This is a genomic window from Helicobacter sp. MIT 99-5507 (assembly GCF_003364295.1).
In the GTDB taxonomy this organism is placed as follows: domain Bacteria; phylum Campylobacterota; class Campylobacteria; order Campylobacterales; family Helicobacteraceae; genus NHYM01.
Genome location: NZ_NXLO01000001.1, coordinates 182,625 through 196,116 on the forward strand (window position 1 = coordinate 182,625; position 13,492 = coordinate 196,116).

Genomic DNA, 13,492 nt, shown 5'->3' on the forward strand with positions numbered 1-13,492 from the left:
TGTATCATAAATCTTTAAAATTACTTAATATTTGTAACAATCTATCTACTTTCTCCTTATTTGTAAATTTTATTGTTATCGCATTATTTGATATTTTTACATCTAATTGATTGTTTTGAAAAAAACTAGCAATCTTATTTAATTCATTAGTAAAATTTATATTTTCTTTATTAGTCTTTTTTCTCTTGATATTTTTTACTAGATTCTCTGTTTCTCTTACTGAAAGCTTTTGTCCTACAATAGAATTAATAGCTAGATTAAAATCATCTCCATTTAGATTGACTAAAACTTTTGCATGTCCTTGTGAAATTTTACCATCAATAAGTAATTTTTGAACTTCTTTTGGAAGTCTAAGCAAAGATAGTGTATTTGTGATTTGAGTGCGACTTTTTTGTAATCTTTGTGCTAATTCATCTTGTGTGATATTATAATCTTTAATTAAAGCATCATAAGATATAGCTAAATCTATAGGATTTAAATCTTCTCTTTGTATATTTTCTATCAATGCTAATTCTCTAAGTTTTTCTAATTTTATATCAACAACAATAGCTTTCATAGTGTTTAATTTTGCTAACTTAGATGCTCTTAATCTTCTTTCACCCGCAATTAGAAAATATTCATTGTTATCTTCATATACTAATATTGGCTGAAGTATGCCATGTTCTTTTATAGAATTTGATAATTCTAATAATGTAGATTCATTAAATTTTTTGCGAGGCTGCAGAGGATTTGGCTTTATTAAATCAATATCAAGCTCAACAACTAAATCAGAATTATCATTTAGATTATTATCATAAGCTTGTTCTACTTCACCCAATACAGCACTCAAACCTCTGCCTAAAGCTTTTTTCTTTACCATTATAATCCCTGTTGCAATATTGCTTCTGCTAGATTTTGATATGCAATGCTTCCATTTGATCTAATATCATATAATAATATTGGCTTACCAAAGCTTGGAGATTCAGCTAATTTTATATTTCTTGGTATGATAAGATTTTGTTTATTGTCATCTTTAAACATATATTTATCAAAATGCTGTGTCAAATCATATATAACTTGCTTTGCTAAATTATTTTGCGATGCATACATAGTAGGCAAAAAGCCTTTTATATTTAAATTTGGATTGATTTGCTCTTTTAGAAACTTTATAGTGCTTAATAATTGCGCTAATCCCTCTAATGCAAAAAATTCACATTGTATTGGTATCAATACAGAATCTGATGCAGTAAGAGCATTTATAGTTAATGGACCAAGGGCTGGAGGAGAATCTAAAATAATAAAATCATAATCATCTCTAATCTCACTAACTCTCTTTTTTAAAATTTCCTCTCTACCTTGAATCTTTTTATTATAGTATTCTTTTTCAAATCCAACTAATCCAATATTGGATGGAGCTAAAAATAAACTATCAATACTAGTTTTTCTAATGATTTGTGATATTTTTTTTGAGCCTGTTAATACATGATATAAATAAAATTCGACTTCATCTCTATGCACGCCAAGGCTTGTAGTAGCATTTGATTGTGGATCAACATCAATTAATAATACTTTTTTACCTTTAAAGGCTAAAGATGCAGATAAATTTACTGCTGTTGTAGTTTTTCCAACACCGCCTTTTTGATTGGCAATAGTAATAATCTCACATTTATTCATAAATTTATACCCCAATTTGAATAAAATAGTTGGCTAAAATCCAAAATAAGAAACCCAAAAAATAGATTGATATTTTAACTTTTTTAATATAAATTATATCTTACCTGGATAAAAAATATTTATCTACAAGAGTAGAGTATTGTTCCATCTACCTCGATAGCTCCATCATTTAAAAGCTTTGCATCTCTAAAAGATATTATTTTATTTTTATGATGAAAACTAAAATTATGATTTTTATAAAACTCTAATTGGTATTTATTGAATACCAAATCCCAAGTATATGCTTTTATATTATCAAAATAAGATTCTAAAAATTTATTTATATCATTAATTACATTATTTTCAATGCAAGTAAAAATATTAGATTCTAGATTTAGTCCAATTCCACATATAACAAAACCATCTGTGAGATTGCATAAAATCCCACCAATCTTGTTTTCATCTATATATAAATCATTTGGATATTTTAGCCATGCTTTTGAACCATTTATAGCTAGAATCTCTTTAAAAATAAAACCAAAAAAAATCGACATAGATTCTAATCGTAAATCCCTAGGAAGATTGCTAAGCTTTTTTGCAAAAGAAAAATACAATCCTTTATCAACACCATTCCAAGAATTTTCTCTTGAGCCAATGCCTTGATTTTGATTGATTGCAATGATACATATTTCATCATTTATATTATGATTTTTTATTTCATTAATTAAATATTTTTGTGTAGATGGCAATGTATCAAATATTTTAATTTCCATTTAAGACATCCCCAGCCTTTAGTCGCTTACCAAGCAAATAGACGCTTGCATTTACTTTATTTTTTCCTGTATCTTGTAATTCTTTTACAATCAAACTACCTTTTAGACAACCAATAATAATAGAATCTTTATTGATTTTGAGTATCTCACCTTTTTTATTAGTAGAATCTAATTCATTAATATCAATAGAAAATAATTTTGTGCCGTTTTTTAAAAATATATTAGGCCAAGATTTATATGCTAAATATTTTAGATAAATTTCAAATGCATTTATAAAATCAATTTCTCCATCAGTTTTTTTGATTTTTTTACAATAACTAGAATCTACATGAAACTGGGGTAGGGGAGTGATATAATCTATCTCTTTTAGAATTTTTATGATAAATGCAGAGCTTATAATTGATAAAAGACTAGTAGCTTCATCTATATCCAATCTTGGATTTTCTATATATCTAATTCCAAGTATATCGCCATCATCGAGCTTATGACTCATTTTCATAATGCTTATACCAAAAAATCTATCATTTCTTAATATCATATCTTGAATAGGGCTTGCCCCTCGACTTTTTGGTAATATTGAGGCATGAATATTAATGCAATTAAAATTATCAATAATATCTTTTGGTATTAGATTCCCATAAGCAACAACAAGAATAATATCTGGATTTAAATCATATACAAATTTTGTATCATTTAGATTTATGTGCTGAAATATCGGTATATCGCTTTTGATAGATTCTAAAAATTCCTTTGTTTGTGGAGCTTTTAGCTCTTTTTTGCGTCCAAATGGTTTATCAATTTGTGTTACAAGTCCAATAATATTAAAATATTTATCATTTAGTAGATTCTCTAAAATATTTTTTGCAAAAAGTGGAGTGCCAAAAAAAAGAATATTCAAATTTCAATTCCTTTATTTTTAGAAAATAATGTTCCTAGATAGTGATTATCATATAGTAAAAAATCTAGCGTTGGTTGCAAATCAAATCCGCTACATAAAAACATTTCTTTATTTTTATCCAATAAAAAATTTGCAGCCATTAGTTTTGTTACAATTCCACCTGTGGCAAATTTGCTACCTGCAACTTTATCACTTAAGATTCTATCTTGATTAATTTTATTGATATATTTTATCAGCTTTGCATCTTTGTTTTTTAGCGGATCTTTATCATAATATCCATATACATCACTCAATATCACAAGTATATTAGAATCAAAATAATGCGTTACATAGGCACTTAGCTGGTCATTATCACCAAAAGTTAAATCATTTTGTGCGATAACATCGTTTTCATTTAGTATAGGTAGGATTCCATTTTCTAATAAAGTATCTATTGTCTCTTTTGTGCATTCTATCTTTTCTTTAGAATCAAATATAGTGCTTATGAATAATAATTGTGATGTTATGATATTGTATTTACTAAAAATTGAATTATATGCGTTCATAAGTAGTGGTTGCCCGATACTTGATAATGCTCGTTTGTTTGATAATTTGCTTTTATCAAGGTTGATTCTTGTATATCCGCTTGCAACTGCACCTGATGATACTAAAATAATATCAAATTTGCTTTTTAGCTCTAATACAAAGTTACATATCTTTTCTATTCTTTTTATTTCTAAAATATCACCATTTGATAAGATAGAAGTTCCAATCTTAATAACTAATTTTTGTTTCATAAATAAAATTAATCCTAAATAGTTTAAAAATGAAATTTGGATTCTATCAAAACTAATATATTGTAACCTTAAAGTAATTTTAAGCTTATTTGTATATTTAAGATTTATTTAAGATATCTATAAGTTTTATTTCTTTTAGTATTGAAAACTGCAATTTTCAAACTTTTTTATAATTAAAAAGAAAGTGCAAATAAAACTTAAAGATTTAAGTTCAAAATATAATAAAATCTAGATTCTATTCAGCTTTTAAAATAGAATTTAGTTTATTTTCATTTATAACAACTAAATGCTTATTGATATCTAGTCCTATTATATTTTCATCTTTTAATTTTTGAATATTTCTTGATAATGTTTCTTGGCTAATATTTAACATTTGAGAAATAAATTTTTTATTTAAATCATTGAATATATTTGGTCTTTTACTAAGTATTGAAGCAAGTTTTGCTTTTGCATCATATATCATATTTATATTTATTATATTTTCTTGATCTTCTATTAGTTTATTTGCTCGATCTAACATATTTAGACTTAGATTTATATCTTCTTTTATCATTTCTTTAAAGCTTTCAGAATTTATGCTTAAAATCCTACAATTTTTTAAACAAAAAATATTATTGTATGAATATTTACTAATTAATGCTTGATAATTAATAAGCGGTGGATTCCCTTGATTGATGCAACTATTTGCATATATATTTATGATAACTTCATTATCAAATTTATTAATTTTATAGATTTTTACGCAACCATGTAATAAAAAATGAATGCTATCCATTGGATCATCTTCATAGTATAAAATAGTATCTCTTGGATATTCTTTTACATGTGTTATACTAATGATTTTATCAAATGTTTCTTGAGATATATTTCTAAAATCTTCCATACTATCGATAGATTTTTTTAAATCTAGCAAACAAGATAACGGACAACTTTTTGACTTAAGCATAAAATTACCCTCTTATTCAAAATAATGCATTATTTTATATCCACCATCATCTAAATATTTATCTTTTTGCATTAATTTCAAATCAGAATCTATCATATCATCAATCAATTTATAAAGATCATATTTTGGTTGCCATTTTAGTTTTTCTTTTGCTTTTGTAGGATCTCCAATGAGTAAATCTACTTCAGTTGGACGAAAATACCTAGGATCAACACACACTACTTCACTACCCTCTTTTACTTTATATTTACCACTGCATCTTTTTATATATCCTTTTTCATCTACTCCACTACCACTCCACTCTATTTCTATATCAAGTTTATTGAAGGCTAATTCTACAAATTTTCTAACTTCAGTTGTAATCCCTGTTGCTATTACAAAATCATCAGCTTCTTCTTGTTGTAATATTAAATACATCGCTCTTACATAATCTTTTGCATGCCCCCAGTCTCTTTTTGCACTCAAATTTCCTAAATAAAGCTTATTTTGTAATCCTAAAGCAATTTTACATACTGCTCTAGTAATCTTTCTAGTAACAAAAGTCTCCCCTCGAATAGGACTTTCATGATTAAATAAAATACCATTACAAGCAAACATATTATATGCTTCTCTATAATTTACAGTAATCCAATAAGCATATAGTTTTGCTACAGCATAAGGACTTCTAGGATAAAATGGAGTTTTTTCATCTTGTGGCACTTTTTGCACTAAACCATATAATTCACTTGTTGATGCTTGATATATTTTTGTTTGATTAATTAATCCTAGAATCCTAATAGCCTCTAGCAATCTTAATGTGCCAAGCCCATCTGCATTTGCAGTGTATTCTGGTGTCTCAAAGCTAACTGCTACATGACTCATTGCTGCTAGGTTATAAATCTCATCTGGTTGAACTTCTTGCACAATTCTAATTAGATTCGTAGAATCCACTAAATCACCATGATGTAATCTAAATCGCCCATCACCTTCATGCAGATCTTGATACAAATGATCGATTCTATCAGTGTTAAACAAAGAACTTCGTCTTTTTATTCCATGAACTTCATAACCATTATCTAATAAAAATTCTGCTAGATATGCACCATCTTGTCCTGTTATACCAGTAATTAAGGCTTTTTTCATAGTATTCCTTACGATATATTGAAGTATATTAGACATAATTTTGACATATTTAAGTAAAAAAAATATTTAAGTCAAAATAATATATTGCTTACTTACAGCAATTTATTTATATAAAATTTAATATTTCCCTTATTGATTTAAAACAAAAATCTACATATCTTTTTATCTTAAGATTTTAAAGTTTAAAGCATTAAGGCTTTAAAATACTAATATGTGAAAGGATATTATGTTAAGAAGAGACTTTTTAAAGAGCGCAGCTGTTGCCTCAGCTGCTGTTACTGCTGGAATGTCAGTCCCAAGTTCTTTAAGTGCAGCACAAGGTAGTGCTGAAAGTGGTTGGAAATGGGATAAGAGTGTTTGTAGATTTTGTGGAACTGGTTGTGGGATTATGGTCGCCACAAAAGATGGACAGATTGTTGCGGTGAAAGGTGATCCTGAAGCACCTGTAAATCGTGGGCTAAATTGTATAAAAGGATATTTTTGTGCAAAGATAATGTATGGAACAGATAGAATCACGCAGCCACTACTTAGATGTAATGATAAAGGCGAGTTTGATAAAAAAGGTAAGTTTAAACCAGTTAGCTGGAAAAGAGCCTTTGATGAGATGGAAAAACAATTCAAAAAAACCTATAATGAATTGGGACCAACTGGCATTGGTGTATTTGGCTCTGGGCAATACACAATTCAAGAAGGATATGCAGCTGTAAAACTTATAAAAGGTGGTTTTAGGAGCAATAATATTGATCCAAATGCAAGGCATTGTATGGCAAGTGCTGTTGTTGCATTTATGGAAACTTTTGGTATAGATGAACCTGCTGGTTGTTATGATGATATTGAATTAACAGATACAATCGTAACTTGGGGAGCAAATATGGCAGAAATGCACCCAATCTTATGGAGTCGTGTATCAAATAGAAAATTATCAAATCAAAATGTAAAAATTATAAATTTAAGCACATATACAAATAGAACATCAGATTTGGCTGATATTGAAATCATCTTTAAACCAAATACAGATTTAGCAATCTGGAATTTTATTGCACGAGAAATTATAAAAAGAGGTGCAGTAAATCAAAAATTTGTAAAAGATAATTGCGTATTTACTACAGGTTTTGTAAATATTGGCTATGGAATGAGAAATAATCCAGATCATCCTAAGTTTAAACCAAGTGAAAAAGATACAGTTGCAAAAGAATTATCAAAAATTGTAAGCAAAAATGAGGGTGTTAGCTTGCAATATCTAGGCATTAAAGCTGGTGATAATATGAAAATGGATAATGCTGCAAAAGGTGGGAATCATTGGGAAATTAGTTTTGAAGATTTTAAAACTGGATTAGAACCATATGATATTGATTTTGTAGCACAACTTGCTAAAGGGAATCCTGATGAAAGCATAGAATCTTTTAAAGAAAAACTTAAAACTCTTGCAGATTATTATATAGATAAAAATCGTAAAATCATAAGTTTCTGGACTATGGGAATGAATCAGCACCAAAGAGGAACTTGGGTAAATGAGCAAAGCTATATGGTGCATCTATTACTAGGAAAACAAAGCGTGCCAGGAAGTGGAGCATTTTCTTTGACAGGACAACCAAGTGCTTGTGGAACAGCAAGAGAAGTGGGAACTTTTGCTCATAGACTCCCAGCTGATATGGTAGTAGCAAATCCAAAACATAGAAGTATTACAGAAAAAATTTGGAAATTACCAGAAGGCACATTAAATAGCAAAATTGGCTCACATTATGTAAAAATAATGCGTGATTTAGAAGATTCTAAGATTAAATGGATTTGGGTGCATGTAAATAATCCTTGGCATAACACTGCAAATGCTGAACACTGGATAAATGCAGCTAGAAATTTGGATAATTTTATTGTTGTTAGTGAATGTTATCCGGGTATTTCTGCAAAAGTTGCAGATTTGATTCTTCCAACAGCAATGATTTATGAAAAATGGGGAGCATATGGTAATGCTGAGAGAAGAACTCAACATTGGAAACAACAAGTATTACCACAAGGTAATGCAATGAGTGATACTTGGCAAATTATGGAATTTTCAAAACGTTTTAAAATAAAAGAAGTATGGGGTAAAGATTATAAGAATCTTGATTTAGTAAGTGTTTTAGATAAAGCAAAACAAATGGGTTACAATGAAGATACAACTTTATTTGAAGTAATGTTTGCAAATAGTGATGCTCGCAAGTTTGCAACCAATGATAAAATCATGGCAGGTGATATAAATACAGAAAGCATTGGGGATAGCAGAAATATTGTTGGTAGTGATGGTGAAGTATTTAAAGGATATGGATTCTTTGTTCAAAAATATTTATGGGAAGAATATAGACAATTTGGTCTAGGTCATGGACATGATTTAGCTGATTTTGATACTTATCATAAAGTTAGAGGTTTAAGATGGCCTGTTGTAGATGGCAAAGAGACACAATGGAGATTTAATAGCAAATACGACTTCTATGCTAAAAAAGAAGGAAGAGAATTTGCATTCTATGGAAATAAAGGAAAGGATATTATAAGCGGTAATCTAAAAGCTCCAAATACTAATAAAGTTAGCATTGATAATAAAGCTAAGATTTTCCTTAGACCATATATGGATCCTTGTGAAATGCCAGATAATAATTATCCATTGTGGTTATGCACAGGTAGAGTATTGGAGCATTGGCATAGTGGAACAATGACTATGAGAGTTCCAGAGCTTTATCGTGCAGTGCCTGAAGCATTATGTTTTATGCATAATGATGATGCAGCAGCTCAAGGGTTAAAACAAGGTGATGTTATTTGGGTTGAAAGCAGAAGATCAAGAGTAAAAGTCAAAATTGAAACAAGAGGTAGAAATAGACCACCAAAAGGATTGATTTATATACCTTGGTTTGATGAAAATGTGCTAATTAATAAAGTTTGTCTTGATGCTACTTGCCCAATATCCAAAGAGACTGATTTTAAAAAATGTGCAGTAAAAATATATAAGGCATAAATAAAATAATATGCAAGAAATAAACAAAAATAGACGCAATGCTATACTAAAAACAGCACAAGGTATTGGAATCTTTGCCTTTAGCGGTCTTATATGGGGTGCATATGTATCTAAGGCAAAAGCATCTAGTTTTAGCCTTAGACCACCTGGTGCAAAAGAAGAAAGTGAGTTTTTAAAGTTATGTATTAAATGTGGTAGATGTGTGACATTTTGCCCATTTGATACTTTAAAATTAGCTACTCCAGAAGATGATGTGCCAACAGGGACGCCATATTTTACACCAAGAAAGATTCCTTGTTATATGTGTGTTGATGTGCCATGTGTGCCTGTATGTCCTACAAATGCTCTTGATGAAAAGCTACTAAACATAGTTGAAAATGACAAAGAGATGATGGATATAAGAAATGCTAAAATGGGTGTTGCAGTAGTTGATATAGAATCTTGTGTTGCTTATTGGGGGATTCAATGTGATGCTTGTTATAGAGCTTGTCCATTGATTGATGAAGCTATCAAGCTAGAATATAAACAAAATGATAGGACAAATAAACACTCATATTTATTACCTGTTGTAGATAGCACAAAATGCACTGGGTGTGGTTTGTGTGAGCATGCTTGTATAACAAAAAAAGCAGCCATTATGGTATTGCCTAGAGATAAGGCATTAGGTAGTGTAGATATAAACTATATTAAAGGCTGGGATAAAAGTGATGAAGCAAGATTAAATCAAACAGATAAAATTGCACCAAAAAATAGTGATGATACTAATAGTGTTATAGACTATCTAAATAGCGGGGATTTATGATGAAAAAAATTAGGTTTTTGATTTTAAGGAGATTTATTCAACTTGGAATCTTAGTTACATTTTTTGTTTGTAATTACTATGCAATAAATTTTTTTAATGGGAATCTAAATTCATCAAAAGTTTTTTGGATAATTCCTATGAGTGATCCTCTATCAATAGCACAGATTTTTATATCTGGTGCGATTAGCGGTATAGCTATCGGTAGTGAAGCTGTAATCGGACTATTTGTTGTATTAATTATTTATGGTGTATTTTTTGGAAGAGGATATTGTGCTTTTGTGTGTCCTATGAATATGATTACAGATTTTGCTAATTTTTTAAGGAGAATATTTGAATTTAATACAAATAAAAAGCTAAATATTTCGCGTAAAAGCAAATATGGGGTATTGATACTAAGTTTAGTGCTTAGTTTTATACTTGCTGTCCCTGCATTTGATTTAATAAGTCCTATATCTATGTTGCATCGTGGCATTGTATTTGGCATGGGTTTTGGAATCTTTGGGGTTTTGAGTGTATTTTTATTTGATTTGTTTTTTGTAAAAAATGGATTTTGTGGTTATATTTGTCCTCTTGGTGCGACTTATTCTTTGATTGGAAAATATAGTCTTCTTAGGGTTAAGCATAATAAAGATAAATGCACAAAATGTAATAAATGTATCATTATATGTCCAGAGCCTCAAGTATTAGATTTGATTGGAAAAAGAAGTGGAAGTATAAATAAGATTGATTGCATGAAATGTGCGAGATGTATTGAAGTGTGTGATGATAATGCACTTAAATATGGAATTTTTGATTTTAAGAATATGAGGAGTAAAAAATGAAATATATGATTAATATAGTAGCTATAGTGCTACTTTTTATTGGATGTGCAAGTGATAATGGAAATAAAATGTCACTTGATGAGAGTGAGTTTGGATTAAGGAGTGCATCTTTGTATAGTGAAAATGTAGATCTAAGAGATTTTGCATATTCTACTACTCCAGCCGGAGAGAGCACTAATATTGAAAGAGCATATGAAAATGCACCACCTATGATACCTCATGATGTAGAAGGTATGCTTGATATTACAAGAGATTACAATGCTTGTATTGATTGTCATAGTAGGCAAAATGCACCTCTTATGAATGCTACACCTGTGCCATTATCACATACTTATGATACATTTAGTGATAAGCAAAAAGATAGCATTGTAGATTCTAGATATAATTGCAACTTATGCCATACACCACAAGCAAATGTAAGCCCTTTGGTTGGAAATAATTTTAAACCAGAGTTTAGAAGTAGTGATGGGAAAAGTAAATCAAACTTATTAGAAGTTTTAGATGAAGGTGTTAAATAAAAAGTTGATAAATAGATTTAAAAAAAACCTTCCGCTTCCATATTGCAAAGATTCTAATATACTAGAATCTTGCAAAGAATGCGATAATAACCCATGTATTTCTATATGTCCTACAAATATTATTATAAAAGAAGATGATAGAATCTATTTAGATTTTAGAGATAATGGCTGTATATTTTGCAAGAGATGTGCAGAAGTGTGCAAAAGCGATTCGCTTGGATTGCTTGATTTGGATTTAGAAAACTATATAAATGCAAAAATAAATCTAAATGAAGCAAAATGTCTAGCTTGGAATAAAACAATATGCTCTTATTGTGCTGATGTCTGTGATAGCAAGAGTATTAAATTTAATGCTATGCTTTATCCAGAGATTTTGCAATCTTGCACTAAGTGTGGAATGTGTCAAAGTGTATGTCCAAACGAAGCAATAACTTTTAGAGGTGTATAATGAAGATATTCTTTATTTTATTAATATGTATCGCAGCTCATGCAATAGAACCATACAAAAAAATAACAATAGATAGTCTGATTACTTCAATCAATCTTTATGAAAATAAATTATATATCTCAAGTGATGCAGGTAAAGTTGAAATATATGATATTAATAATTTTAAAAAGATAAAAGAAATCAAACTTGATAAAATATATGACTATTTTGGTGAATATTTTCATCCAAGAATATTTAGCACTCATACAATAGATGGGGAAAATATATTAATTATAAGCCAAGATTCAAATGGTAGTTCAAAGATACAAATTTATAATAATAGTGGATTTAAAAAAATAAAATTAAATAATACTTCATTTGTAAATAAGGCATATTTTGTAGATAAAGATAGAATCTTAATTGGATTATTAAGCAATGAAATTATCTTATATGATATTAATAAGGATGAGATTCTATGGGAAATACAGCCTAGCCAAGCTGTATTTTCAGATTTGATATTTAATGATAGATTTGCATTTAGCACCACAGAAGGTGGAATCGTATATATCATAGAAATAGATTCTGGAAAAATCATAAAAATATTAGAGGGTGCTAATTTTGATAATGTTTATATGCTAGCTAGTGCAAAAGATGTATTGCTTAGTGCTGGTAGAGACAAAACTTGTGGCGTATATGATATAAAAAATGGAGAATTTAAACGTCTAAAAACCAACTTTTTAAGTTATGCAGTGGGAATTTCTAATGATTCTACACTTGGTGCAATTAGTGATAATGAAAATAATGATATTTTAATATTTAATATAAAAACTCTAAGTAAAATTGATATTTTAAAAGGTGGCGATGCATTGCCAAATAAAATTATTTTTATTGATAATAGCACAATAGTAGCTGGATTTGATAGTAAAAATGTGTTATTTTGGAAACTAGGAGGAAAGAGTTGAATATCTCAAGTGTGATTATAAAAACAAATGATTTATCAAAATGCAAAGAGGAACTATCTAAAATAGATGGAGCAGAAGTAGCATTGAGTGAAAATAATACTATTATTGTCGTTATACAAGCAGAAGATGTAAATCAAGAAATAGAAATCTTTAATAAAATAGAAAAAACAAAGCATGTCATCTCTGCTTCTATGCACTATAGTTATATTGAAGATGAATTACGTGATGATTTAGCAAATATGAATAATAGTGTAAATGAGATTTTAAATGATAATTCTACTCCAATTAATAAAATGCAATATAGTGGTAGTGTATATGCAATGATGAATAAAAAGAAAAAATAATGACAAAGACTATATATCTAGCAGGTGGTTGCTTTTGGGGTGTAGAAGAATATTTTGGATATCTAAAAGGCATTATTAAGACCAAAGTTGGCTATGCAAATAGTAGCATTAACAATCCAAGTTATGAGATGGTATGCTATGGAGAGAGTGATGCAGCAGAAGCTGTAGAAATACTATATGATAGTGATATTATTTCTTTAGATTCTATATTAGATAATTTTTTTAGCATTATCGATCCTACCACTTTAAATAGACAAGGTAATGATGTAGGCATTCAATATCGAAGCGGAATCTATTTTATAGATGAGAGTGATAGGGAGATTATTCAAAATTATATTTTAAATATTTCTATGAATTATGATAAAAAGATTCTTACTGAGGTAAAAAAGCTTGAAAACTTTTTTGAAGCAGAATCTTATCATCAAAAATACCTAAAGAAAAATCCAAATGGATATTGTCATATTGATTTAAGTAAAATTATCTAA

Annotated in this window: 15 protein-coding genes; 8 read left to right on the forward strand and 7 right to left on the reverse strand. The window is 28.8% G+C overall.

Features of this window, described 5'->3' with window-relative positions:
- Positions 1-4: 4 nt before the first annotated feature.
- The 7 genes from CQA42_RS00975 to gmd all read right to left on the reverse strand — a co-directional run bounded on the left by CQA42_RS00975 (position 5) and on the right by gmd (position 6,147).
- Complete coding sequence (locus tag CQA42_RS00975) at positions 5-859, reverse strand: ParB/RepB/Spo0J family partition protein (protein WP_115582831.1); 855 nt, start codon at positions 857-859, stop codon at positions 5-7.
- Entirely contained in the window at positions 859-1,653 is a 795-nt protein-coding gene (locus CQA42_RS00980; protein WP_115582832.1) for a ParA family protein, read from the reverse strand. Before CQA42_RS00980 ends, CQA42_RS00975 begins: the two co-directional genes overlap by 1 nt.
- Positions 1,654-1,772: 119 nt before the next feature.
- Positions 1,773-2,405, reverse strand: a complete 633-nt coding sequence (locus tag CQA42_RS00985; RefSeq protein ID WP_115582833.1) for a biotin--[acetyl-CoA-carboxylase] ligase — start codon at positions 2,403-2,405, stop codon at positions 1,773-1,775.
- Positions 2,395-3,303 carry a methionyl-tRNA formyltransferase gene (locus CQA42_RS00990; RefSeq protein ID WP_115582834.1) on the reverse strand — a complete coding sequence of 303 codons (909 nt, stop codon included), beginning with the start codon at positions 3,301-3,303 and terminating at the stop codon, positions 2,395-2,397. The genes CQA42_RS00985 and CQA42_RS00990 overlap by 11 nt, the downstream gene beginning before the upstream one ends.
- Complete coding sequence (gene proB / locus CQA42_RS00995) at positions 3,300-4,079, reverse strand: glutamate 5-kinase (RefSeq protein WP_115582835.1); 780 nt, start codon at positions 4,077-4,079, stop codon at positions 3,300-3,302. The genes CQA42_RS00990 and proB overlap by 4 nt, the downstream gene beginning before the upstream one ends.
- Before the next feature lie 235 nt (positions 4,080-4,314).
- Complete coding sequence (locus CQA42_RS01000) at positions 4,315-5,025, reverse strand: Crp/Fnr family transcriptional regulator (protein ID WP_115582836.1); 711 nt, start codon at positions 5,023-5,025, stop codon at positions 4,315-4,317.
- A gap of 12 nt (positions 5,026-5,037) precedes the next feature.
- Entirely contained in the window at positions 5,038-6,147 is a 1,110-nt protein-coding gene (gene gmd, locus CQA42_RS01005) for a GDP-mannose 4,6-dehydratase (RefSeq protein ID WP_115582837.1), read from the reverse strand.
- 226 nt (positions 6,148-6,373) lie between these two features.
- On the opposite strand from gmd, the gene napA reads away from it, so the two are divergent.
- From napA to msrA, 8 genes are read left to right on the forward strand one after another with little or no spacing between them, the layout of a single operon-like run.
- A complete protein-coding gene (gene napA / locus CQA42_RS01010; RefSeq protein WP_115582838.1) occupies positions 6,374-9,133 on the forward strand; it encodes a nitrate reductase catalytic subunit NapA in 2,760 nt (919 codons plus the stop codon).
- 10 nt (positions 9,134-9,143) lie between these two features.
- The gene (gene napG / locus CQA42_RS01015; RefSeq protein ID WP_115582839.1) at positions 9,144-9,935 is read left to right on the forward strand and encodes a ferredoxin-type protein NapG; all 792 of its coding nucleotides are present in this window, start codon (positions 9,144-9,146) and stop codon (positions 9,933-9,935) included.
- Positions 9,935-10,756 (forward strand): quinol dehydrogenase ferredoxin subunit NapH, encoded by an 822-nt coding sequence (napH, locus tag CQA42_RS01020; RefSeq protein WP_309544412.1) that lies wholly within the window; start codon positions 9,935-9,937, stop codon positions 10,754-10,756. Before napG ends, napH begins: the two co-directional genes overlap by 1 nt.
- Positions 10,753-11,274: a nitrate reductase cytochrome c-type subunit gene (locus CQA42_RS01025; RefSeq protein ID WP_115582841.1), complete on the forward strand. Its 522-nt coding sequence runs from the start codon at positions 10,753-10,755 to the stop codon at positions 11,272-11,274. Before napH ends, CQA42_RS01025 begins: the two co-directional genes overlap by 4 nt.
- Positions 11,258-11,722 carry a 4Fe-4S binding protein gene (locus CQA42_RS01030; RefSeq protein WP_115582842.1) on the forward strand — a complete coding sequence of 155 codons (465 nt, stop codon included), beginning with the start codon at positions 11,258-11,260 and terminating at the stop codon, positions 11,720-11,722. Before CQA42_RS01025 ends, CQA42_RS01030 begins: the two co-directional genes overlap by 17 nt.
- The gene (locus tag CQA42_RS01035; RefSeq protein WP_115582843.1) at positions 11,722-12,663 is read left to right on the forward strand and encodes a WD40 repeat domain-containing protein; all 942 of its coding nucleotides are present in this window, start codon (positions 11,722-11,724) and stop codon (positions 12,661-12,663) included. The genes CQA42_RS01030 and CQA42_RS01035 overlap by 1 nt, the downstream gene beginning before the upstream one ends.
- Positions 12,660-13,007, forward strand: a complete 348-nt coding sequence (locus CQA42_RS01040; protein WP_181881442.1) for a chaperone NapD — start codon at positions 12,660-12,662, stop codon at positions 13,005-13,007. The genes CQA42_RS01035 and CQA42_RS01040 overlap by 4 nt, the downstream gene beginning before the upstream one ends.
- Positions 13,007-13,492: a peptide-methionine (S)-S-oxide reductase MsrA gene (gene msrA, locus CQA42_RS01045; RefSeq protein WP_115582845.1), complete on the forward strand. Its 486-nt coding sequence runs from the start codon at positions 13,007-13,009 to the stop codon at positions 13,490-13,492. Before CQA42_RS01040 ends, msrA begins: the two co-directional genes overlap by 1 nt.

Excerpts from the sequence above, each read along its gene's own strand:
- CQA42_RS00975 (WP_115582831.1), bottom strand. The coding sequence starts at position 859 with ATGGTAAAGAAAAAAGCTTTAGGCAGAGGTTTGAGTGCTGTATTGGGT.
- CQA42_RS00980 (WP_115582832.1), bottom strand. The coding sequence starts at position 1,653 with ATGAATAAATGTGAGATTATTACTATTGCCAATCAAAAAGGCGGTGTT.
- CQA42_RS00985 (WP_115582833.1), bottom strand. The coding sequence starts at position 2,405 with ATGGAAATTAAAATATTTGATACATTGCCATCTACACAAAAATATTTA.
- proB (WP_115582835.1), bottom strand. The coding sequence starts at position 4,079 with ATGAAACAAAAATTAGTTATTAAGATTGGAACTTCTATCTTATCAAAT.
- CQA42_RS01000 (WP_115582836.1), bottom strand. The coding sequence starts at position 5,025 with ATGCTTAAGTCAAAAAGTTGTCCGTTATCTTGTTTGCTAGATTTAAAA.
- gmd (WP_115582837.1), bottom strand. The coding sequence starts at position 6,147 with ATGAAAAAAGCCTTAATTACTGGTATAACAGGACAAGATGGTGCATAT.
- napA (WP_115582838.1), top strand. The coding sequence starts at position 6,374 with ATGTTAAGAAGAGACTTTTTAAAGAGCGCAGCTGTTGCCTCAGCTGCT.
- napG (WP_115582839.1), top strand. The coding sequence starts at position 9,144 with ATGCAAGAAATAAACAAAAATAGACGCAATGCTATACTAAAAACAGCA.
- napH (WP_309544412.1), top strand. The coding sequence starts at position 9,935 with ATGAAAAAAATTAGGTTTTTGATTTTAAGGAGATTTATTCAACTTGGA.
- CQA42_RS01025 (WP_115582841.1), top strand. The coding sequence starts at position 10,753 with ATGAAATATATGATTAATATAGTAGCTATAGTGCTACTTTTTATTGGA.
- CQA42_RS01030 (WP_115582842.1), top strand. The coding sequence starts at position 11,258 with ATGAAGGTGTTAAATAAAAAGTTGATAAATAGATTTAAAAAAAACCTT.
- CQA42_RS01035 (WP_115582843.1), top strand. The coding sequence starts at position 11,722 with ATGAAGATATTCTTTATTTTATTAATATGTATCGCAGCTCATGCAATA.
- msrA (WP_115582845.1), top strand. The coding sequence starts at position 13,007 with ATGACAAAGACTATATATCTAGCAGGTGGTTGCTTTTGGGGTGTAGAA.